The organism is Dyadobacter beijingensis DSM 21582, from assembly GCF_000382205.1.
In the GTDB taxonomy this organism is placed as follows: domain Bacteria; phylum Bacteroidota; class Bacteroidia; order Cytophagales; family Spirosomataceae; genus Dyadobacter; species Dyadobacter beijingensis.
The window spans coordinates 92750-113742 of record NZ_KB907794.1 but is presented as its reverse complement, the minus strand read 5'-3'; the positions used below and the strand labels follow the sequence as shown (position 1 = coordinate 113742).

Here is a 20993-nt window from a genome sequence, read left to right as displayed (position 1 = left end):
AAAAGCATTTAGTTTGATACCCGCGACAGTTATCCGCCGGTTATTTTTCCGTAAAAGCCTGGCTTGCTTTCACAAATGTCATGCCGCTCGCAGCCGCTTCCTCGTAAATGGGATCGGCAAGATGGCCGAAATTGGGCACGTCCGACATGCAATCGGTCAATACAACTACTTTCGGAGCAAGCGCCGGCGCATACCGGACAATCTGCCGGATGCTCGTCGCTACGCAGTGTGAGCGCGCCTCGCCGGCCACCAGTACGCGGTCATATGCATTCAGTTCATCCAGAAAGCGCTGGTCGAGTTCCGTGTCAGGCGCATGATCCACCGGTACCTGTGCTTTAAAAACCCCGAAATGCTCCGTCAGCGGGTTCATACCCTTTGAAACAGTCCGGTAATCGCGGCGCGTGCGGTGCGCCCAGCCGAGCACGGCGTGCATCAGCGTTTCGTCCAGTGCCGCGCCCCGTGAGCCGACGAGGCAGTGCTCCGGCCAGATGAAATGCTGGAATTCGCCCCCGGCTTCGAGGGTTTGCAGGTATTTCAACACATAATCCGCATGGTACCGCGGCACCCATTTTCCTGCTTCTACCGATTTGCTTGAAATCAATGTAAACGGCGCTACCGTGTTGCCGTTCTGGTCTTCCCAGAAAAGCGGGTGCGCAATATCCAGCACCTGGTGTGTATCGAGCGTAAGGAAGATCGCGTCGATCCGGTCGCCTTCGAGGGAAATGAGGTTGGCCATGCGCTCCACGTCCTTTTCGGCTCCCGGTACGAACAGCGTACCGTTTGGATTACAAAAATCATATTGCGCGTCGATGATCAGGAATGCGGTCTTTTTCATAGGTTAAATGGCGTGTTTTAAAATTCCAGCTCGTGCGGCAGCTCCATTTGCCGGGCGTACATTTTGGAGCAGAGGCTGTACACGAGCGCCAGCATCCGGTTGGTGTCTTTGATATAATCTACCCGGTAATCCTCATCAAGCTTGCTGAGGCCATTCAGGATCACCTGGGCCTTTTTGGCAATGTACAATGCACAGGTATCGGCGCGCGAAGAGTAGGTACGCAGCACGTCGGAGTAGCTTTCGAGAAAGGTATTGAGCAGGAAAATGTTCAGTTCAATGCCGCCGGTCTTGTCTTTGGTCACTTTCACATGGTAGGCAATGTCCCCGCTGAGCGCCCGCATGTCCATCAGCACCCATCCGGGCGTGTTCTGGTTGTATTTCGATGTCCGCACGATCCTGCCCATCAGCTCTTCGCGTCGTTCGGGTATCGTGGCGCTGTCTTCGATGAGTTCGAAGTGGAGCCGGTCGCTCAGGGTTTTGTCTTTCGTGATCAGTCGTAACAGGAGCTTATCCTTTTCTTTGGCAGGCATCTGGATAATCGCCTTTTTGAGCTGTTCTGGTAACGCCATTCGGGTGCTTTTAATAACTTTTGTTTTAATCCCCCGGTTCAACCGTGTAACTTTATGGCTCATAAACGGGCCGGGAAGCTTTTACAAAAATATAAAATACAGATACACATTATGATTTCAGTGGCTATGTGTACCTACAACGGGGCAAAGTACTTGCCCGAACAGTTGAAGAGCATTGCTGAGCAAACGGTTTCGGTGGACGAATTGGTTGTTTGTGACGACAGATCGAAGGACGACACGATTGAAATCATAAAATCTTTTGCAGCTACAAGCAAATTTCCCATACGGATTCACGTGAACGAGGAAAATCTCGGCTCCACGAAGAATTTCGAAAAATGCCTTTCGCTTTGCGCGGGCGACATTATTTTCCTTTGCGACCAGGACGATCGCTGGCGGAAAGACAAAGTTCAGAAGCAGCTCGCGTTCCTGAACGCCAATCCCGAACTCGACGCCGTGTTCAGCGACGCCGAAAAGATCAACGACGATTCCGAACCGACGGGCGGCACGATCTGGCAGGAAATCGAATTCGATGGCGCGCGGCAGCAGCTGTGGCATAGCGGCAAGCCGCACGAAATCCTGTTCAACGGGTTTGTGGTCACCGGTGCAACCCTGGCGATCCGCAAATCGGCCCTCGAACGCTTGATGCCTTTCCCCACCCATGTGCAGGACCTCATTCACGACGCGTGGATCGCCGTGGTACTGAGCCTGCAAAACAAGATCGATTTCATTCCCGAAACGCTCATTTCGTACCGCATTCATTCCAGCCAGCAGGTTGGTTTTGGTAATAAAATTGAAAAAGTGCAGCTCTCCGACCGCTTCAAACGTGACCGGAAGCTGAAACTGATCCCATTGGAAGAAAAGGCCGACAAGCTGCACGAACTATATTTGTTGCTGCGTTCGCTGCCGTTTGTGCCACGCGAGAAGCTTATTAAGCTGTACCTTGCGCAAAAGCATTTTTATATCCGCGCCGCCTTGCCCGATAACCGTTTGAAAAGGCTGACGCCCGTGCTAAGCCAGCTCATCCGCGGCTACTACCGTTTTAGCAGCAAGGATTGGTGGCTGCCCGCCATCGGGGATTTGTTGGAATAATTGAACTGGATTTTTAAGTAAATGGCTGATAATAAATCGCTAGTGGCAGTGGTGATCCCGGTTTACCAATCGGCGATGACGGATGCCGAGCAAATGTCGCTGAAACAATGCATGGCTGTGCTGGGGAACTATCCGGTGGTCATCGCCAAGCCTGCGTCGCTCGACCTGACGGCGTTGCGCGGGGAATATCCGGCACTGGCATTCGAATCGTTCGAAGACAGTTATTTCAAAAGCGTCGATGCTTACAACCGGCTGATGACCTCCATTGATTTTTACAAAACGTTTACAGCCTACGAATACATCCTCATCTACCAGCTCGATGCATTCGTTTTCCGGGACGAATTAACGGCGTGGTGCGCGAAAGGGTACGACTACATCGGCGCGCCTTCCTTGCACCAGCCGAAGTACGATACCGTTCCTGCCGGATCCGCACAGATTTTCGCGGACGCATTGTCGACGCAGCGTGTCGTGCTGAACGGTGGGCTTTCCCTGCGCCGCATACCCGCATTTTTGCGTTATCTCAAAATCTACAATACCTTTTACCCGGCCTGGAAAGGCAATGAAGACATGCTTTTCTGCCAGGAAGCGACGCGCCTGAAACCGTTGAAAATCTTCATGACGCTGCCGAAATGGCCGGAGGCATTGCGGTTCGCATTCGAGAAGAGCCCGGCGGCCAGTTACGAGCTCACGCACCATGAGTTACCCTTCGCATGCCACGCGTGGGAGCGTTACGAGCCGTCGTTCTGGGCGCGCTTTATCGCTGTAAACCAGTGACTTTCTGGGTTTAACAATTTTTAACAAACTATCAGCGCTTTTCGGGCGTTCTTGCAGATATTTGTTTAAACCCCAATATCACCATGCATTTCAAATTGCTTTCGGCCTGTTTTGGAGCCATTTTACTATCCATCCATACCAGCTTCGGGCAAATCACTGAAAACCCCAAAGTAGAAGAATCGTCGGCGCCGTATGTGAAAATCAAACGGGTAGAACTGACCGACGCCAATACCATTATCCACCTGCAATTCGTCGATAAGTCGCCGAAGCAGCCGCAATTCCGGTCGCAGCCGGGCTTTCCTTCACTACCCGATTCCCGCGTGCCGGGAGGCTTGCCGCAGACGAAGGAAAGCCAGATCTGGTTGGATCCCGAAACGAGGCTCTACAAACCCGGTGAAATCGATAAGAAATACAAATTCATCCGCGCCGAGAATATTCCTACTACTTCCAAAATGAATGTTTCTTCGGGCGACACAGTCGATTTTGTGGCCTATTTCGAAAGATTAACGCCGGGTATCGAGGAGTTTGATTTTTATGAGGGAAGAAGCCAGGGCGGGCTGCAATCATGGAATTTTTATGGAATCCATATTAAAAACCCGCTGAAAAAAGAAGCTGCCAAACCCGGAAAGCCCGTAGCCAAAGCGCCGGCGCCTGTTAAAAAGCCAGCCGCGAAACCGGCCCTCAAAACGCCGGAGAAGCCGGAAATAGCCGCAAAAAAGGATGCCGGGATGGCGGTTTTGAGGGGAACGGTGTATAATGCGAAAACGAAGGAGCCGATCGCGGCGCAGATTTCCTATGTCGATAATGGCGATACGCTGCAAGTGAGATCGTCGTCGGGCAAATACCGGGTAGGCCTGGATGCTGGCGGTAGCTACACAATCCGGGTACAGGCCCGCGGCTATTATGGCTCGTCGTTCAACTTTGCGCCGGGTGATTCGTCTGCCGAGGCATTGGATAAGGATGTCTACCTCACACCGCTGATCGTCGGGGAAACCATTCTTCTGCCGAATATTTACTTCGAAACATCGAAATACACCCTGCTATCGGAGTCGTTCGAGGAGCTGAACCGCCTTGTGGAGGTAATGCTCGATAACCCGGCCATCCGCATCCGCGTAGAAGGCCATACCGACAACGTGGGCGATTTTGACAAAAACCTGGAACTCTCCCGCCAGCGCGCGGAAGCGGTCAAAACCTACCTGACCGAAAAAGGCATTAATGCCGGCCGCATTGAAGCAAAAGGCTATGGCGGCACCCGGCCAATCACGAAAGGAAGCGAAGAAGAGCGGAAAAAGAACCGCCGCGTGGAGTTTGTGATTACGGAATTGTGACCAGGTAAGGTCGGTTGTTATCAGGGTGGTCAGGAATGGTCATTTGTGGTCAAGAATTGTCATTGATTGCCAGAAATTGTCATGAACGGCAACACAAATTTCCTTCCCGACCATTTCTGACTATACATGACAACACTTGACCACACCCGACCACACCTGACCGCGAAGCCTACCGCGCCTTGATGATATTCGTGAACTCCCGCGATTTCAGGGAAGCACCACCTACGAGGCCGCCGTCGATATCCGGCGACGCGAACAGCTCGGGAGCGCTGGCTGCCGTTACGCTGCCACCGTAAAGGATCGAAATTTCGTCGGCCACTTCCGCACCATACTTGGATGCGATGTGCGCGCGCAATGCCGCGTGCATTTCCTGCGCCTGCTCAGCCGATGCCGTCAGGCCGGTGCCGATCGCCCAGATGGGCTCGTACGCGATCACCACCGATTTCAGTTGCTCTTCCGACAAGTGGAAAAGGCTTTCGGTGATCTGGTTTTTCACAAAACCGATATAATCTTCATTCTGGCGCTGTTCGAGCGACTCGCCGCAGCAGAAAATAGGCGATACGCCGAAAGAAAGAGCCGTATTTACCTTCTCAGCCAGTAACGCATTCGTCTCGTTGAAATACTGACGACGCTCGCTGTGGCCGATCAGCACATATTCCACACCGATCGATTGGAGCATTTGCGCGGAAATCTCTCCGGTAAATGCGCCTGAAACTTTATCCGAACAGTTTTGGGCAGCCACGGCGAAATTAGGCTCTGTCTCGATATATTTTTTAACGGTAGTAAGGTAAATCGCAGGAGGGCAAAGGATGATTTTGGCATCATTACGGACCTCGTCTTTGGCCATATTTACCAACTCTGAAGTAAGCGCAACTGCTTCATCCAGAACCTTGTTCATCTTCCAATTGCCGGCAACAATTTTTTTTCGCATGAGAAAATTTTTATTGTGGGAAAAAGTCATTTTACGCAACAAAAGTACCATATTTTCCTCATTTGCATGATTATATATATATGATCAAAAAAATGTCAGAAAATTTGCACATATCGAGATTTTTTTGTGTTTTATTGATGTAAAATCATTTAATTTTACTTGATTAACCGATTGGACTGAATTCGACACTTAGCGTACACGGAAGAATATAAATCTACTAGTCAAGTCATTTATAATCAGAGTGTTTGTAGTAATGTAAATAGCGGAATCTGAAACATAGCACTTAAAGAAAGGAGGCCACGATGAAAACGTCTAAGTGGTTTATAGCAGCGATCATACTTTTTACCCACACCCTAACATTCGGCCATCCCAGCGACGTTCCCCCTGTATCAGAGGAAAAGTATGGTTATTTTTTAGATAAAAATCATAAAACGGCACGTATCCCTTTCGAGCTGCATTCCAACCTGATATTACTTTACGCGAAGATTAACGACAATGATTCCCTGCGTTTTATCCTCGACACGGGCGTTAGCTCCATCATCATTACCGACCCGAATGTCCTCAAACCCGACAAGCTGCGTTTAACCCGCAAGGTTAACCTCACGGGCGCAGGCGAGGGTACGTCCATCTCCGCGCATGTGGCGATCGACAACCGGTTTGCGATGGGCAGGCTCAAAGCCAACCACCAGAATATCGTGATCCTCGAACAGGATTTCCTGCGGCTCTCCGAATATGTGGGCGTGCCGGTGCACGGCATTTTCGGGTATGAGATCTTCAACAACTTCGTGGTTACCATCGATTTCGCACGGAAAGAAATCCTGCTGATGCGCCCCGACAAATACCGCTACAAAACCAGCAAGGGCGATAAGCACCCGATCATTATTGAGGATACCAAGCCATTTACCGATGCCGTTACGCTCTTCGCCGACGGCCGCGAGCACCCGATCCGCGTGCTGATCGACACGGGTGCAGGCCATGCATTGCTGCTCAACAATACCCCGAAAGAAACTTTCCGGTTACCCGAAAAAGTTATCCGGGCGCAATTGGGCCGTGGCTTGAATGGCGTGATCAATGGTAACCTCGGCCGGGTGGACAAAATGCGGCTGGGGCGGTTCGAGCTCAACAATGTGGTGGCGTCGTTCCCGGATAGCATCGCTTTCGGCTCCAAAATCAAGGCTGGGGCAGAGCGGCAGGGCAATATCGGCTGTGAACTGCTGCGCCGCTTCAAGGTGACATTCAACTACGGCGAGCGCTACATGGTGCTGAAACCGATCAAAAGCCGCCTGCGCGAAAAATTTGAGCATGATATGAGTGGCATGGAGATCCGCGCGGAAGGCAGGGATTTGCGCTCGTACATTGTCAACCATATCGTGGATGATTCCCCGGCAGCCAAAGCAGGGCTCATGGAAGGCGACCAGCTGCTGTTTATCGACGACCATTCGGCCTCGGAAATGAACGTCAGCGAAGTATACAAACTCATGCAGCGCGGCGACGGCAAGAATATCGACCTGCTCGTGAAGCGCAAAGGCGATATTTTCTTCACCCAGATCACACTGCGCAGAATGATTTAGTACTTTTGGCCAAACAAATATCCGGCCATTTGGAACGCTTCATCATTACCGAAGACGGCTCGCATTCGTTGTTCAGCGCGCAATTCAAACAGCAATACCACTCGTTGCAAGGTGCTTTGAATGAATCGGAGCACATTTATATCAACCTCGGTTTAAGGCCGGTCCTGGAAAATGCTTCGGGACCGGTCCATGTTTTTGAAATGGGTTTCGGCACCGGGCTGAATGCATTCCTCGCCTGGAAGCTCGCCGACAGCCTTCAAAAACAGGTTTTCTACAATTCCGTGGAAGCATACCCCGTTTCTCCCCTGGAAGCCTCGCAGCTGAACTACGAGGAGGCGACGGGTGAAACCGGTTTTATGCAGCTTCACAATGCGCCGTGGGGTAAGGAAACGGCCATTTCGCCATTTTTTCACCTGCAAAAAGAAATAACCGCTTTGCAGGATTTCACTTCGGAGCGGTTTTTTGACGTTGTTTTCTACGACGCGTTCGATCCCAGGGCACAGCCGGAGCTTTGGACAGCGGAAATATTTACCAAAATAGCGGCCCAAACACGGCGCGGAGGCGTATTAGTAACATATTCGTCCAAAGGCATTGTGAAAAGGGCGCTCACGGCCGGCGGCTTCAAAGTAGAACGGCACAAAGGCCCCGGCAGAAAAACGCACGTTTTGAAAGCCATCCGAATCTGACGAATTATTAGCATCACATACAAACATGAATTACCAAAGCATTATTAGCCAGGAATTAAAGGAAGCGCAAACCGTTCTCGACAACTTCCTGAGCGACCCCGTACAGATCGAGAAAATAGAGCAGGCGGCAGGGCTCATGGCCGACGCAATCATCCACAACGGCAAAATCCTTTCCTGCGGCAACGGCGGCTCGCATTGCGACGCCATGCATTTCGCCGAGGAGCTCACCGGCCGATACCGCGACAATCGCCGCGCATTACCCGCCATCGCGATCTCCGACGTGAGCCATCTGAGCTGCGTCAGCAACGATTTCGGGTACGAATACGTGTTTTCGAGATATATCGAGGCGTTGGGCCAGCCCGGCGACGTGCTGCTGGCGCTCAGTACGAGCGGTAACTCCGTGAACATCATCCGCGCCGCCGAGGCCGCGCGTGCAAAAGGCATGAAAGTCATTATCATGTCCGGCAAGGATGGCGGCAAACTGGCCGGAGCAGCCGACGTCGAGATCCGTGTGCCGCATTTCGGCTACGCCGACCGCATTCAGGAGATCCATATCAAAGTGATCCACATTTTCATGCTCCTGATCGAAAAAATGGTGTTGCGGGATTGACATATTGCAGGTTTGTATGACGGTGCGTCTTGGTCAGGCGTAGTCAGGAATAGTCATTTGTTGTTAAGTATTGTTATTTGTCGGTGGAAGTTTGTTTATTGAGAAAAATCATTTTCAACAAATGACTACACCTGACCATCTCTGACTACGCTTGACAACACCTGACTAAAATCCAACGATACCAACTAACACACCCGTACCATCATGAACGTCCGTCCATCCGCCATCATTCTCGACAACGACCGCATCCTTACCCTGCGCTACCAGTACGGCGAAAAGGAGGTTTTCGCATTACCGGGCGGCAATCCCGATCCGGGCGAGTCGCTCGCCGACGCACTGGCACGTGAGCTGATGGAAGAGCTGGGCGTGGAGGTGAGCGTCGGACAAATGGTGTCCTGCGGCGAAGTAATCTGGCAGGAAGTGCGGAAGGAGACGCTCCATATGATTTTTAACGCAAATATAACAAAGGGCACTCCGGCCCTGAACCCCGAACAGACCACGGCGCTCGAAATCGTCTGGCTGCCCGTTTCTGCGCTATCTTCCAAACATTTATATCCCAATATCGGCCCGCAAATCGCCGCATTCTGCCAGGAGGCGCTGCATTCGGGGCATATCGGCGTCATCGACCAGCCATACGTGCGCTCATAATTCACTGACAGGCGATCTTCGCGCGGCACCAATACTTTCCCGTTCGTTTCTATAAGACAGAAACATACCGTACTTTTGCGTTTTTAACAGGCAGCAGGGTAAATGGAAAACGAAAAGAAGGAGAAATTATCCAACTTCTTACTGAGACGGGCGGAGCGGGATGTATTGTCAAGAGGGCGTTCCATTTATAGCAGTGGCGGCTTAAAAGTTTCCAAACTCGATTATAATGGCCCCGGTAATGCCGAGTTCAAAGTCAAAAGCGACTACTCGATCCAGTATTACCAGATTTTCATCCGCGATTTCCTCACCCCGCAGATCACCACCGAATGTTCGTGCCCCGACAAAGCCGGGTTGTGTAAACACCGCGTGGCCAGCATTTTGTACATTCTCGACAAGATGCCGACGATCAAGCAGGTGGTCCACGAAATGGCCAACACGACGATCGAGCTGCAAGAGCTGCGTGAAATGCAGCTCCGTGGCATGGTACTGGACGATACCTGGCAAAACCGGGAGAATGTAGGCCCGGTGGAGATCGTTTCGGCCAAGGAAGGCGAAGCGGAATGCCTCGTAACGGACAAAGGCCAGGAGTATACGACCACGTTCAAGCGCGTGAAAGGTACCCGGCAGATCCAGACTTCCTGTACCTGCAACCAGAAACTCTGGGTACCGCTCTGCGAGCACAAACTTGCCGCATTGCTGAAACTCCGCGAAGAGCTGGGTGAAAAGGCATTTGAAGTAATGCGCGACCTGACGGTCGAGAAGAGTAACCTGCTCGCGGAATACGGCTATTCGCTTGAAGATCAATATAAAGACAAATTCGAATTTCGTCTCGACGAGGACGGCGGCCTGCATTTGATCAGGCTGGACCCGGCGATTCAGAAAGTAGGTGCCTACCAGGACTGGCAGTCGTTGCGTGACCGCATATTGCCTGCGCAGGAATCGTCATTTGCTGTTACGCTGACCGACAACGGCCAGGAGGATGAAGATCGCGTGTCGATTTTTGTATTTTGGCCAAAAGGAAAAAATCATTTGCTGGACATCGGTTTCGGTGTTTTTTCGGTCAAATTCAGTTCCAAGTCCGAGAAGGTTACCAATATCCGCAACATTGCGGGCGGTTCGAGCCATTACTATAATGCGGATGAAATTCCGGTACTCACTGAATCGGATGCGCGCCTCGTACGCATGGCGAAGCATTGGGAGGAAGGCTTGCAAAAATTCATCCGCAAGCAGGGATGGGCGTATAATGCCTACCTGCATTTCGACGATGTGGAGGCCGACCAGCGCTATGAAGCCCGCAATTACGTAGGCAAGCAGCTTACCCGCGTCTTCAACGACCTCGACGGTGACCGGCTTTTCCTCGCCGACGGCGATTACGTGACGAGCAACCACCAGCTCACGCAGCTGGAACTGCACCGCGAGCCTGTCAAGCTGTTTTTTGTGCTTACGGAAGACAAGGAGTTCATTACCCTCAACCCTTATGTGGAAATCAAGCCCGGCACGCCGCTGGAATTGCAGAAAGTAGTGTCGCTCGACAGCTTCTGGCTGGGCATTTACAATGAAAAGACATTGTTCCGTTGGGCGGGTATCAGCGAGGCCGAAATGGTCGCTTACCTGGGCCAGAATGGATTTAAAATAAGGATCAAAAAGGATTTCGGTGACGATTTCCTGAAAAACTGGATCATCCCCGTTTCGGAGAAATTCGATGTGATTTTCCAGACGCGCCACGAAATCCAGCATTCACCGCTGGCTTTCCAGAAACCGAAATTTTACCTGAGAGAAGACGAGGCGAACCTGCTCATCGTGCCTTCCTACATCTACCTGGAAGAAAACGGCAAGACGGAAGAACTGGAACTGCTGCACGACCAGCGCCGCGTGAAAACCAGCTTCGATAACAACCAGATCACCATGCTCGAACGCGATGTTCAGGCGGAAAATGGTGTTTGGGAGTGGTTGAAGGGCCTGCATCCGGGTTTTCAGCATCAGACGGGGCAGCCGTTTTTCTATGTGCCGTTTGAGCAGGTGATGAAGGAAGGATGGCTGTTCAACTTCGTGGATGCGGCCAAAAAGAAACATTACGAAATTTTCGGGTTCAAGGACCTGAAAAAGATGAAGTTCAATCCCAACCGCGGGATGGTGAAAGTGCATACATCGTCGGGTATCGACTGGTTCGATATGAAGATCGAGATCACTTTCGGGGACCAGACGGTGTCGCTGGCCGATGCGAAGAAAGCATTGCTCAAAAAGCAGAACTATATTCAGTTGCAGGACGGCTCGCTGGGCGTACTGCCCGACGAATGGATCGCCAAGCTGGAACCGCTCATGCAGTTCGGCCGTGTGCAGGACGACCAGATCCATCTGTCCAAAATCCATTTTTCACTGATCGACGAGCTCGTTTCGGAGATCGATAATGAGGACGTGTTCCGGGAATTGTGGGAGAAAAAGCAAAAGCTGCTCAATTTCAAACAAATTCCGTCGGTACCATTGCCGCAGAACATCGAAGCGACGCTCCGCCAGTATCAGGAGGAGGGTTACAAATGGCTCCATTTCCTCGATGAATTCCAATGGGGCGGCTGTTTGGCAGATGATATGGGGTTGGGTAAAACCCTGCAAATGCTCACCTTCCTGCAAAACCAGAAAAATCTAGATCCAGCATATACGAACCTCGTCGTAGTTCCTACGACGCTGATTTTCAACTGGCAGGCGGAAGCGGCAAAGTTCACGCCGGATCTGAAACTGTATGTTCACAGGGGCATGTCGCGGAGAAAAGACATCGAGTTTTTCCGGGAATACGACATCATCCTGACGACCTACGGAACGATGCGCAGCGATGTGGAACTGCTCCGCGAGTTTGATTTCAACTATATTATCCTCGACGAAGCGCAGGCCATTAAAAACCCCGACTCGCTCACGTCGAAAGCTTCGCGCCTCCTGCGTGCGCGCAACCGCCTGACCATGACGGGTACGCCGGTGGAAAACAACACATTTGATCTGTACTCGCAATTCGAGTTCCTGAACCCCGGAATGCTCGGCCACGCCGATTTCTTCCGGACGGAATATGCAACGCCGATCGATAAATACCAGGACAAGGAAAAGGCGGCCGAACTGCGCAAGCTCGTGTACCCGTTCATGCTCAAACGCACGAAAGAGGAAGTAGCGACCGATTTGCCGGACAAGACGGAAACTATTTTGTTCTGTGAAATGGGTAACAAGCAACGGAAAGTGTACGACACTTTCCGCGAACGTTACCGCCAGGAAATCGCCGAAAAACTGGCTACCGAAGGCCTCAACAAAAGCAGCTTCCTCATCCTGGAAGCATTGCTGAAACTGCGCCAGATCTGCGATTCGCCATCCATTTTGTCGGGTGACGAGGATTTCGGCAACGAATCGGCGAAACTGGAAGAGCTGACGCGGGAAATCGAGGAAAATGCCTCAAACCACAAAATATTGATATTCAGCCAATTCCTTGGTATGCTGGATCTGATCCGCAAGCATTTGGAAAAGGTGAATATCCCCTACGAATACCTCGACGGGCAAACTGTGGACCGCGCCGGCCGCGTAAACCGCTTCCAGAACGACGACACCTGCCGTGTGTTCCTGATGAGCCTCAAAGCGGGCGGAGTAGGGCTTAACCTCACCGAAGCCGACTACGTGTACCTCGTGGACCCATGGTGGAACCCGGCCGTAGAGCGCCAGGCGATCGACCGTACGCACCGCATAGGGCAGACGCGCAAGGTATTTGCCTATAAAATGATCTGTAAGGATACGATTGAAGAGAAAATTCTGCTGTTACAGCAGCGCAAGCAGGATTTGGCAGAAGACTTGGTCGGCGGAGAGTCCGGTTTTATCAAGAAGCTGAGCCAGGAAGATATAATGGGGCTTTTCAGCTAGGAATTGCATTTGGCTAAATTACTGAATCGGGTACCGGTTCAGTAATTTAGCAGTTTGCTGTTTGCAGAAATGTGCAACAAACGTTGGTTCACAAGCCGGGCAGCTGGTTCGTTTTTACTGGTGGTGTCAGCGGAAGCGAACTCGAAAGTCTGCGAATCGGTCAGCAGCTGATCGCCTGCCGGTACTTCCGGTGCCTGTCCGTTTTTCTGCGCATCAGATGTGGAATTGTATATTTTTTCTACATTCCCACGCTGCGAGGTGCCGTATCTGGCTTCTTTTTGCACTACGCACAGAATCAGTAAAACTGAGGCAATTAGTAATGTTATTCCATTTTTCATGTCCAGAGATGTCTTTGTTATAGGGTTCTAAATCAGACAACTTCCCCACAAAGAGCAAAATCCGCGCCAAAAGGTTGGAAGGTCCGATGAATAGGACACAAAAAATGCCCGTTTCTGTTGCATAACGGGCATTTTTTTAATATTCCAATACATTACTGGACTATTGCGGTGAATTCAATCTCGACGAGGTAGTCGGGTGAAACCAGCTTACTGATCTCGTAAATGCCGGTTGTAGGCTTAATGTCCCGAAAATACGCACCATGGGCACGTGCGATCTCATCGAACAGGGTGATGTCGGTCGTAAAAATGCGGGTACGGACCACATCGGCGAGGCTTGCGCCGGCGTCCTGCAACACTTTTTCGATGCGTTCGATGATATTATCCGTCTGCGCAAAGGCATCGTCCGCCTTCACTTTTTCTCCGTCCACGATAGCCACCGTACCGGCCACTTCCACGATATTCCCGATCCGAACCGCCCGGCAATACCCCATTTTGTCTTCCCAAGGCGAGCCTGAGAGTATGTTTTGTCTTGACATATTGTTGGTTAAGTATTTAAAACGTAAATATAAATAGGCTGCTCTAATTTTGCCTCTCCCCCTCCCAAATCGCCAGCGCCAGTCGGATCTGGCCGTAATCGTACCGTTCGTTCAGCAGTTCGAAGAGCGGTTTGAGCGGGTCGTTTTTGCCGATGCGTATTTCTTCGGCCGCATCGATGATCGTGCGGTAGTTGGCCGGGTCTATCAGCGATTTGAGGTCGACGGGGTGGCCGTCTTCTTTGAGTTTAACCAAATGCGAAATGATCGTGACGGGGTTCAGGTTGCGCTTTTCGGCGATGGCCTGTACAGAATAACCTTCTTTGTAGAGATCAAAGGTTTCAACGAAAGTCATGCCTTTCACGATCCGGGTGCCCGGCGCGCTGTTTTCGCGGGCGAAATGAAGGATCTCGTTGATGAATGCTTCACCGTAACGACGGAATTTTTCTGCCCCGACACCCGAGACGGCCTTCATCTGTGCTTCGGAAATGGGTTTTTTCTGGGCCATTTCAGACAATGAGGCGTCACTGAAAACGACGTAAGGCGGCACGCCCAACGCATCGGCCAGCTGCTTGCGCAGCTGGCGCAGCCGCTCGAAAAGCGCGTCGCGGATAATTTCCTGTTTCGGTTTTTCCTTCGGTACCAGCTCCTCTTCCTTCGCTTTCCGTTCGCTGAGCGGGATGAATTTCACGAGGTCGATCTGCTTTTCGCCTTTCAAAACCTGCCAGCTCACAGCATTCAGTTTGAAAGAATGCGCCTCGTCGTACGCAATGTCCATCACACCCGAATTAAGCATCTGGCCCAGGTATTCCGACCATTCGTCGCTCCGCAGCTCGTGGCCGACGCCGAATGTCGGCAACCGATCGTAGCCTTGTTGGAGGATATTGCGGTTACGGCTGCCGCGCAGGATGTCGATCAGCATCCCCATCGCTACCTTTTGCTCGGTGCGCGCGATGCCCGACAATGCTTTTTGTGCGATCACCGTCGCGTCGAAGCGGGTCCGCGGGTTGCGGCACACGTCGCAATTGCCGCAGTCATGGTCTACCGGTTCGTTGAAATAGTTCAAAAGAATGCGCCGGCGGCAAATATCGGCTTCTGCGTATTGTTTCATCCGGTTCAGTTTGGCGTGCAGCAGTTCTTTCTGCTCGGCCGACTGGTCCGAATTATTGATCATATCCGTCCGCGTAATGATGTCCATATAGCTGTAAAACAGCACGGTATCCGCGCTGGAACCGTCGCGGCCCGCCCGGCCGATCTCCTGGTAAAAGCTCTCTACATTCGAAGGCAGGTTATAATGGATCACCCACCGCACGTTGGATTTGTCGATCCCCATCCCGAATGCAATGGTTGCGACGATGATCTGAATGTCATCGCGCAAAAAATTCTCCTGCACCTGCGAGCGCTTGTCCGCGGGCATGCCCGCGTGGTAGTACGCGACCCGGAAACCTGCTTTTTGCAAACTGGCGGCCACCGTTTCGGTGCCTTTCCGGCTGAGGCAGTAGATAATGCCCGGCTGGCCGTCGTGTTTGTTGACGAAGCGCTGGATCTGCTCGATGCGTTTTCGCCCGGGCAGCACATTTAGGCTCAGATTTGGCCTGTCGAAGCTGGAAATGAAGGTTTCTGCGTGCTCGATGTTGAGTTGCTTCAAAATATCGCGGCGTGTCACGCGGTCGGCGGTGGCGGTGAGGGCCACGATCGGGATATGGGGGAAGCGGAGTTTCAGCAGGTTCAGCTGGCGGTATTCCGGCCGGAAATCGTGGCCCCAGGAAGAAATACAGTGCGACTCGTCGATGGCGAACAGGCTCACGTTCCATTCGCGGAGCAAATCGAATGTATTTCCGGCAAAAAGCCTTTCCGGGGCAATGTAAAGCAGTTTCAGTTCGCCGAGCTTGATCTGCCACATGATCTGGTCCTGCTCGGCGCCGGAAATGGTGGAGTTGAGAAATGCGGCATGGATACCGTTGCCGCGCAATGCCTCGACCTGGTCTTTCATGAGGGCGATCAGCGGGGAGATAACCACCGTCAGGCCCTCGCGGAGTACCGCCGGGATCTGAAAACAGACCGATTTACCGCCGCCGGTGGGCATTAGTACCATGCAATCACGGTCGGCCATGATGGTGTCGATGATTTCGGATTGCTGCGGGCGAAAGGAGTCGTATCCGAAATATTTTTTTAATGCTTCAAGTTTGTTGGTAGTCATGTTGTACTGATTAATGTGCTTTACTTCAAAAATTTCCTTTCGCGCTGCAAAAATAGGCTTTCAAAACTGATACATCACCTGCAACTTTACTTCGCTGCGCTTGTTCCCATTGATTTCGTTGAGTCCCGAACTGATCTTCTCGATATCCGAATACCGCGTTTGCGACCACCGTAGCCATATTTTGATTCGCCTGGAAGCCGTGTAGCGCAGCATCAGATAATGTCGCGTGCCGGTATTGTAATAGGCTGGAATAGAGAATGCATAGAGCATATCTTTCTCATAGACATATTGCCGGCTGTCGTAGTCGTCGGTTTTGAAAAATGCCGCACGCGCGCTGATTTCGACCTTTCGAAAATGCCAGTTTACATCCTGCACCACGGTAAAACCATTCGATACCGGCGAGCCTTCATTTTTTGAGGTGCCGAATTGAACCCTCGTCCGGAATGCACATCGGAGCGGGAGCTCGTAGTCGATATTGAATGTGGCCGTCCTTTTGATGTTCTGGATTAAAGCAGGCTCATTCTCCGCTGCCGCCGGATCGTTGGTTTGCTTATGTTTTTCATGGAAGAGTATGTACGCGTTCAGCCGTTTGGAGGGCTTCCAAAGCAAATGCAGGAAATAGTCATAACCCCGCGACGGCGCATCTACCTGATATTTGAGCCACGGAAACCGGAAATAGTCGCCATAGGCGCTCCATTGCCACCGGCGCGAGGGCGACCAGCGCACACCCGCATAAGCACCGCGCTCGTTAATGGGTCGCGTGGCTTCGCTGATCGGGTTGCCATATAATGTGTGAAAATGGCGGGCATAATGCCGGGCCATCAACGACATATCCAGCTTCCTGCCTGCGCTGGCGATCATTCCGGCGATGGTACCCGTGCCGCCGCTGCGCGAAATGGCCGTTTCGGTAAAGAAATGCATGTTTTGCCAGCGGTAGTCGCCGTGCAGGCCGGCAATGAAGTTTTGTTTACCCGAAAATTCATACCGATTGTAAGCCCAATCGCGCTTTTGGATAAATGAGTTGTAAGAGGTATGCAAAACCGTGACGCCCAGCTGCCCCTTTTGCGAGGCCAGCTGGTGCAGCAAATGCATGCCGGTATTCTGTTCCAGAAGCACATGATGCTTTTCGATTTCAGACGGCGTGCGGTGGTAGCCGGTCACGGGCAGCGATGTGGTAATGCTGGCATGAATGCTGTCTGGCTCCTGTGTGGCATCCCGTTTTGTCCTGGACAATAATAATGTGATATCCGTGCCGCGCATGATACGCCAGCTAGCGGCCACGCCCCTGAAAAAACCGGCTTCGGAAGCGGAAGTATAAGGTTTCAGGCCGGTAGTGCTGCGGTACACCGTGCGGATGACTTCCGAGCCTTTGCCCAGCGAAAATCCGGCTCCCAGCACCATACCCTGGCCGGCCTGCATTTGAAAGTCGCCGATGGCGAGATTGTTCAACCTGCCGCGGTGGAGGATTTGCGCATGAAAAGAGGTGTAGTCAATGCCGAGGATCTGCCTTTGGGTATCCCATTGCCACATTTGTTCCCCTGCATCTTTTTCCAATGTTATTCCAAAACTATACGCTCCGCTGCGCGCACTGCGGTAGCGGAGGTAGCCATTGAATGGAGATCCTTGGTAGCGGGTTGTGGATGCGGAACCGGAATCCAGCGGTGCGAAGCCTTTTTGCTGCTCCAAAATTTTCCCCGAACGGAACATCAGGAAATGCTGCCCCGGATTTTTCAAGGCATCGCGGAAGGAAACGGCCCGCGTGGCGATCGTTACAAAGGGCAAAAGCCGCCGGATGGTGGCCAGATCAAACTCCGGCACGGCTTGCAGCTCGTATAACGACAGCAATGCCCCGGCTTTCGCGCGGTAATCGAAAAATGCATGCAGCTGTATTTCGGAAAGAATGAATGTTGCCGCCAGGTCGTCGGGCGTAGCGGTATTCAGGTCGAGCGGGCTGGCGTAGCGTTGCAAAAGTGCCTCGAAAAGCTCCTCGCTGTCGTCCGGCGGAATGGGGAAGAGCTCGGCAATCAAGCGGTTGATGTCGATTTCGGAGCGGGGAGGGGCGATGCCCGTGAATTCCTGGGCGGCGCAAATGGTGGCCATGCCGACAAGCAAGGCGGTGACGCACAGGGAAAAGCAGGTCGTTTTCCCTTGAAGATCAAAAGCGTATGTGATTTTCATCGATCTCAGCATACGCTTTTGATATGAATGAAAAGGTTAGAAGGCTTTCAAACTTAAATCCAGACTTCGCGCCTGGTGCGTGAGCGCACCGCTCGATATGCCGTCCACACCGGTTTCGGCCACCGCGCGCAATGTTTTTTCGGTAATGTTGCCGGAAGCTTCCGTTTCGTACCGTCCCCCGATCCTTTTCACCGCCTCTTTCAGGTCGTCGAGCGAAAAGTTATCGAGCATGATAATGTCTACATCGCCTACCCGCAGCACTTCGTCCACTTCGGCTAGGTTCCGGGTTTCCACCTCGATTTTGAGCTTCCGGCCCGTTTCTTTCAGGTATTTGTTGGCCCCGGTAATAGCCGCTTCGATGCCGCCGGCGTAATCCACGTGGTTGTCCTTCAACATAATCATGTCGTAAAGGCCCATCCGGTGGTTTACCGCCCCGCCGATTTTCACCGCCATTTTCTCAAACAGCCTGAAATTCGGGGTCGTTTTGCGGGTATCGAGCAGTTTTACGGGCAAATCCTTGATCAGGTCTGACATTTGCCGTGCATAGGTGGCGATGCCGCTCATGCGCTGCATGATGTTCAGTACCAGCCGCTCGGCTTTCAGGATCAGACGTGCGTTTCCTTCTACCGTCAAAACAATGTCTCCTGTTGATACGACGGAACCGTCAAATAGTAACACATTAATTTTCGGAAGGGGGTAACCGTAATATTTTGCGGTCTCATCGAAGATAATCTGCGCCACTTCCACACCCGCGAGTACGCCGTCCTGCTTCACCAGCAGCTTGGCGCGCTTGGTGGCATTTTCGGGTACGCTGGCAAGGGATGAATGGTCTCCGTCACCGATATCTTCCAGCAATGCGAGCCTGAGAAGATTCCGGAGTTCGTGCGGGTCAGTTTCCATTTGGGTTGAAATTAAAATCAGTAGGTTTGCTGCCGGTACGCCATATTATAGCGGATGGCAAACGTAAAAATGTTGGAATTGGTCGCCACATTCACATCCTGTGACCTGACCTTCCTGATTTGGTACCGGCCGTCGAGGAACAAATTGTGGGCCAGAGAGTAAGACAATCGTAAATCCGTAAACAATGTTTTCGCTTTAATGCCCTGGCCGATCTTCTGGTTCAGGTCTGCTTCTTCCTGGCCGCGGTTGACGTGCCGCGTTTCGTAACTCTTCGAAATATCGCCGCCGAAATTCATATAAGGCCCCGTGCTTGGGTCTTTACCCTGCATGGCCGACATGACCGTGCCGTAAATCGACAGCCTCGGCGTGACTTTATATCTTAAAATACCCAGGTACTCCCGGAAGTTCGCGCCGAGCGGGTGTGCGAGCGCCTGTCCGTAATGCATATAGTTGCGCCCGCCGTCCTTATGCGAGTACGTGTAGGGGCGCACGACGTTGTATTCTGCCTGCAAATCCAGGTTGGGTATACCAAAAGCATCCACGTATTTGGCACCGAGCTGAAAGCTGTACTTGTTGGTCCACGAGCCGCTGCCATTGAAAAGGTATTTGGTCAAAAACTCGTCGAGTACAAACTGGCTGTAAATGGAAGCCGTTTTGCCCACGAGCCAACGGAAATCGAAACCGAGCAATGCATTGTCCTGGCTGCCGATGTAGGATTCCACATAACGGTAGAAGATAATCGGGTTCAGATAATTAAGGTCGTACCCGCCGCCCACGGAATCGCGGTTAAAAACTTCTGCTTCAAATACACCGATATTGATCTTTTCGGTCAGGTTCACGCTCAAATGGTGAATGGCTGCGAATTTCTTTTTTCTCAAAAACTCGGAGAATGCATCTTCGCCGCCGTCGATCATGCTCGTCCAGAGGTTGGTATAGTGGAACCGGCCGAGCTGGGTGTCCAGTCTCAAAAACAAATAAGGGCTGCTGTTGTCTGAAAGGATCAGCGAGCGGTAACCGCTGCCGAATGTGTTGTAATCGTGCCCGAATTTGACATTAATGGCTTTGAGCGGCCGGAAGGTAATGTAGCCGCGCGCCGAAAGGAAGTCGGTACCGTGGTTACGCGTCGATTTGGCAAGGCCTTCTCCCGGAAAGCTGTATTTTGGCGCCATCGCATTGACATACCTTGGAAAACGGCCCTGGTTATCGGACACGAAGGTGTAAAAGCCCAGCTTGTCGTTGATCATCCCGCGGATCTCCACGCCCCGGCCGGTAAACCACAGCGATTGGTGCGACGTGGTGTCGTAGCTGTTGTCTTTCCCGATGAAGTTGGTGGTAGTAAAATTAAAATGCAGGTCGAAATCTTTGTTATGAATGCTGTACAGATCGGCGGGGTGGTGGAAGAACTTGCGTTTCTGTCCGGGCGGCGGCGATTTAAACCAGCCTAGCCGCGCGAGTTTGCTGTATTTGGCCGAATCCGTCGCAATCATGCCCCTGGTCCATTCCCAACTGTCTTCGCGCAGGTAGTCGATCGTTTCCCAGTCGCGGTCGGTGAGGTCTACGGTGCCTTCTTTCAAAATGGAATCCGTCAGTGCGACTATCGCTTTACGTTCGAAAGGCTTGGCATTGAAATGGAAACCCTCGGAAAATTTGCCACGTTTGATTTCGAGGCGGTCGATGAGGTGGTAATAGTCGTCGTTTAGCGGAACGAATGAACTTTGCGCGTGTACGTATGCTGAGGATACCAGTGTAAAAAGCAGTATTTTAAAATGCCGGATAATTCCTTGATACATAGGCAACAAAATTCTTCGGATACCGCAATGAGAGCTCTTGCACGTAATTTTTAGAAATGGTGTTCCAAATTACGTCAATGAATTTGTATTATCTTGCATGGAGTAGTCTAAAAAACTGTCGCTCC

At 51.8% G+C, this 20993-nt stretch carries 17 protein-coding genes; 8 read left to right on the top strand and 9 right to left on the bottom strand.

Annotation, left to right across the window (positions count from 1 at the left end; translation table 11 throughout):
- Nucleotides 1–40 precede the first annotated feature (40 nt).
- Nucleotides 41–835, bottom strand: coding sequence for a cysteine hydrolase family protein (locus tag H144_RS0130775; RefSeq protein ID WP_019945984.1), 795 nt, complete (start codon nucleotides 833–835; stop codon nucleotides 41–43).
- A gap of 17 nt (nucleotides 836–852) precedes the next feature.
- Nucleotides 853–1404, bottom strand: coding sequence for a hypothetical protein (locus H144_RS0130770; protein ID WP_033403579.1), 552 nt, complete (start codon nucleotides 1402–1404; stop codon nucleotides 853–855).
- A gap of 111 nt (nucleotides 1405–1515) precedes the next feature.
- Between H144_RS0130770 and H144_RS0130765 the strand changes: the two genes are divergently transcribed.
- The 3 genes from H144_RS0130765 (at nucleotide 1516) to H144_RS0130755 (ending at nucleotide 4595) form a co-directional block, all read left to right on the top strand.
- On the top strand, nucleotides 1516–2493 hold the full coding sequence (locus tag H144_RS0130765; protein ID WP_019945982.1) for a glycosyltransferase family 2 protein: 978 nt from the start codon (nucleotides 1516–1518) through the stop codon (nucleotides 2491–2493).
- Nucleotides 2494–2514: 21 nt separating this feature from the next.
- A complete protein-coding gene (locus H144_RS0130760) occupies nucleotides 2515–3267 on the top strand; it encodes a DUF5672 family protein (protein ID WP_019945981.1) in 753 nt (250 codons plus the stop codon).
- A gap of 83 nt (nucleotides 3268–3350) precedes the next feature.
- Nucleotides 3351–4595, top strand: a complete 1245-nt coding sequence (locus H144_RS0130755) for an OmpA family protein (RefSeq protein ID WP_019945980.1) — start codon at nucleotides 3351–3353, stop codon at nucleotides 4593–4595.
- A 169-nt stretch (nucleotides 4596–4764) separates the two neighbouring features.
- Here H144_RS0130755 and tpiA read toward each other — a convergent pair whose 3' ends face one another.
- Entirely contained in the window at nucleotides 4765–5526 is a 762-nt protein-coding gene (gene tpiA / locus H144_RS0130750) for a triose-phosphate isomerase (protein ID WP_026351132.1), read from the bottom strand.
- 302 nt (nucleotides 5527–5828) lie between these two features.
- On the opposite strand from tpiA, the gene H144_RS0130745 reads away from it, so the two are divergent.
- The 5 genes from H144_RS0130745 (at nucleotide 5829) to H144_RS0130725 (ending at nucleotide 12929) form a co-directional block, all read left to right on the top strand.
- On the top strand, nucleotides 5829–7097 hold the full coding sequence (locus H144_RS0130745; protein ID WP_019945978.1) for an aspartyl protease family protein: 1269 nt from the start codon (nucleotides 5829–5831) through the stop codon (nucleotides 7095–7097).
- 29 nt (nucleotides 7098–7126) lie between these two features.
- Nucleotides 7127–7783, top strand: a complete 657-nt coding sequence (mnmC2, locus tag H144_RS0130740) for a tRNA (5-methylaminomethyl-2-thiouridine)(34)-methyltransferase MnmC2 (RefSeq protein ID WP_019945977.1) — start codon at nucleotides 7127–7129, stop codon at nucleotides 7781–7783.
- Between the two features lie 25 nt (nucleotides 7784–7808).
- The gene (gene lpcA, locus H144_RS0130735; RefSeq protein WP_019945976.1) at nucleotides 7809–8393 is read left to right on the top strand and encodes a D-sedoheptulose 7-phosphate isomerase; all 585 of its coding nucleotides are present in this window, start codon (nucleotides 7809–7811) and stop codon (nucleotides 8391–8393) included.
- Between the two features lie 204 nt (nucleotides 8394–8597).
- The gene (locus tag H144_RS0130730; protein WP_019945975.1) at nucleotides 8598–9041 is read left to right on the top strand and encodes an NUDIX domain-containing protein; all 444 of its coding nucleotides are present in this window, start codon (nucleotides 8598–8600) and stop codon (nucleotides 9039–9041) included.
- A 102-nt stretch (nucleotides 9042–9143) separates the two neighbouring features.
- Entirely contained in the window at nucleotides 9144–12929 is a 3786-nt protein-coding gene (locus H144_RS0130725; protein WP_019945974.1) for an SNF2-related protein, read from the top strand.
- 38 nt (nucleotides 12930–12967) lie between these two features.
- Here the strand turns inward: H144_RS0130725 and H144_RS0130720 are convergent, their stop codons facing one another.
- From H144_RS0130720 to H144_RS0130695, 6 genes are all read right to left on the bottom strand, one after another.
- Nucleotides 12968–13213, bottom strand: a complete 246-nt coding sequence (locus H144_RS0130720) for a hypothetical protein (RefSeq protein ID WP_019945973.1) — start codon at nucleotides 13211–13213, stop codon at nucleotides 12968–12970.
- Nucleotides 13214–13419: 206 nt separating this feature from the next.
- Complete coding sequence (locus H144_RS0130715; protein WP_019945972.1) at nucleotides 13420–13803, bottom strand: RidA family protein; 384 nt, start codon at nucleotides 13801–13803, stop codon at nucleotides 13420–13422.
- 43 nt (nucleotides 13804–13846) lie between these two features.
- Nucleotides 13847–16000, bottom strand: coding sequence for a DNA helicase RecQ (gene recQ, locus H144_RS0130710; RefSeq protein WP_019945971.1), 2154 nt, complete (start codon nucleotides 15998–16000; stop codon nucleotides 13847–13849).
- A 60-nt stretch (nucleotides 16001–16060) separates the two neighbouring features.
- Complete coding sequence (locus H144_RS0130705) at nucleotides 16061–18178, bottom strand: ComEA family DNA-binding protein (RefSeq protein ID WP_019945970.1); 2118 nt, start codon at nucleotides 18176–18178, stop codon at nucleotides 16061–16063.
- Between the two features lie 36 nt (nucleotides 18179–18214).
- Nucleotides 18215–19078, bottom strand: coding sequence for a carboxylating nicotinate-nucleotide diphosphorylase (nadC, locus tag H144_RS0130700; RefSeq protein ID WP_019945969.1), 864 nt, complete (start codon nucleotides 19076–19078; stop codon nucleotides 18215–18217).
- A 17-nt stretch (nucleotides 19079–19095) separates the two neighbouring features.
- Complete coding sequence (locus tag H144_RS0130695) at nucleotides 19096–20868, bottom strand: capsule assembly Wzi family protein (protein WP_019945968.1); 1773 nt, start codon at nucleotides 20866–20868, stop codon at nucleotides 19096–19098.
- Between the last annotated feature and the right edge of the window lie 125 nt (nucleotides 20869–20993).

What these genes read in the sequence shown, in the direction of transcription:
- tpiA (WP_026351132.1), bottom strand. Translation starts at nt 5,526, where the DNA reads ATGCGAAAAAAAATTGTTGCCGGCAATTGGAAGATGAACAAGGTTCTG.
- H144_RS0130755 (WP_019945980.1), top strand. Translation starts at nt 3,351, where the DNA reads ATGCATTTCAAATTGCTTTCGGCCTGTTTTGGAGCCATTTTACTATCC.
- H144_RS0130705 (WP_019945970.1), bottom strand. Translation starts at nt 18,178, where the DNA reads ATGAAAATCACATACGCTTTTGATCTTCAAGGGAAAACGACCTGCTTT.
- H144_RS0130760 (WP_019945981.1), top strand. Translation starts at nt 2,515, where the DNA reads ATGGCTGATAATAAATCGCTAGTGGCAGTGGTGATCCCGGTTTACCAA.
- H144_RS0130765 (WP_019945982.1), top strand. Translation starts at nt 1,516, where the DNA reads ATGATTTCAGTGGCTATGTGTACCTACAACGGGGCAAAGTACTTGCCC.
- H144_RS0130770 (WP_033403579.1), bottom strand. Translation starts at nt 1,404, where the DNA reads ATGGCGTTACCAGAACAGCTCAAAAAGGCGATTATCCAGATGCCTGCC.
- nadC (WP_019945969.1), bottom strand. Translation starts at nt 19,078, where the DNA reads ATGGAAACTGACCCGCACGAACTCCGGAATCTTCTCAGGCTCGCATTG.
- H144_RS0130725 (WP_019945974.1), top strand. Translation starts at nt 9,144, where the DNA reads ATGGAAAACGAAAAGAAGGAGAAATTATCCAACTTCTTACTGAGACGG.
- H144_RS0130775 (WP_019945984.1), bottom strand. Translation starts at nt 835, where the DNA reads ATGAAAAAGACCGCATTCCTGATCATCGACGCGCAATATGATTTTTGT.
- H144_RS0130730 (WP_019945975.1), top strand. Translation starts at nt 8,598, where the DNA reads ATGAACGTCCGTCCATCCGCCATCATTCTCGACAACGACCGCATCCTT.
- H144_RS0130745 (WP_019945978.1), top strand. Translation starts at nt 5,829, where the DNA reads ATGAAAACGTCTAAGTGGTTTATAGCAGCGATCATACTTTTTACCCAC.
- H144_RS0130715 (WP_019945972.1), bottom strand. Translation starts at nt 13,803, where the DNA reads ATGTCAAGACAAAACATACTCTCAGGCTCGCCTTGGGAAGACAAAATG.
- lpcA (WP_019945976.1), top strand. Translation starts at nt 7,809, where the DNA reads ATGAATTACCAAAGCATTATTAGCCAGGAATTAAAGGAAGCGCAAACC.
- H144_RS0130695 (WP_019945968.1), bottom strand. Translation starts at nt 20,868, where the DNA reads ATGTATCAAGGAATTATCCGGCATTTTAAAATACTGCTTTTTACACTG.
- recQ (WP_019945971.1), bottom strand. Translation starts at nt 16,000, where the DNA reads ATGACTACCAACAAACTTGAAGCATTAAAAAAATATTTCGGATACGAC.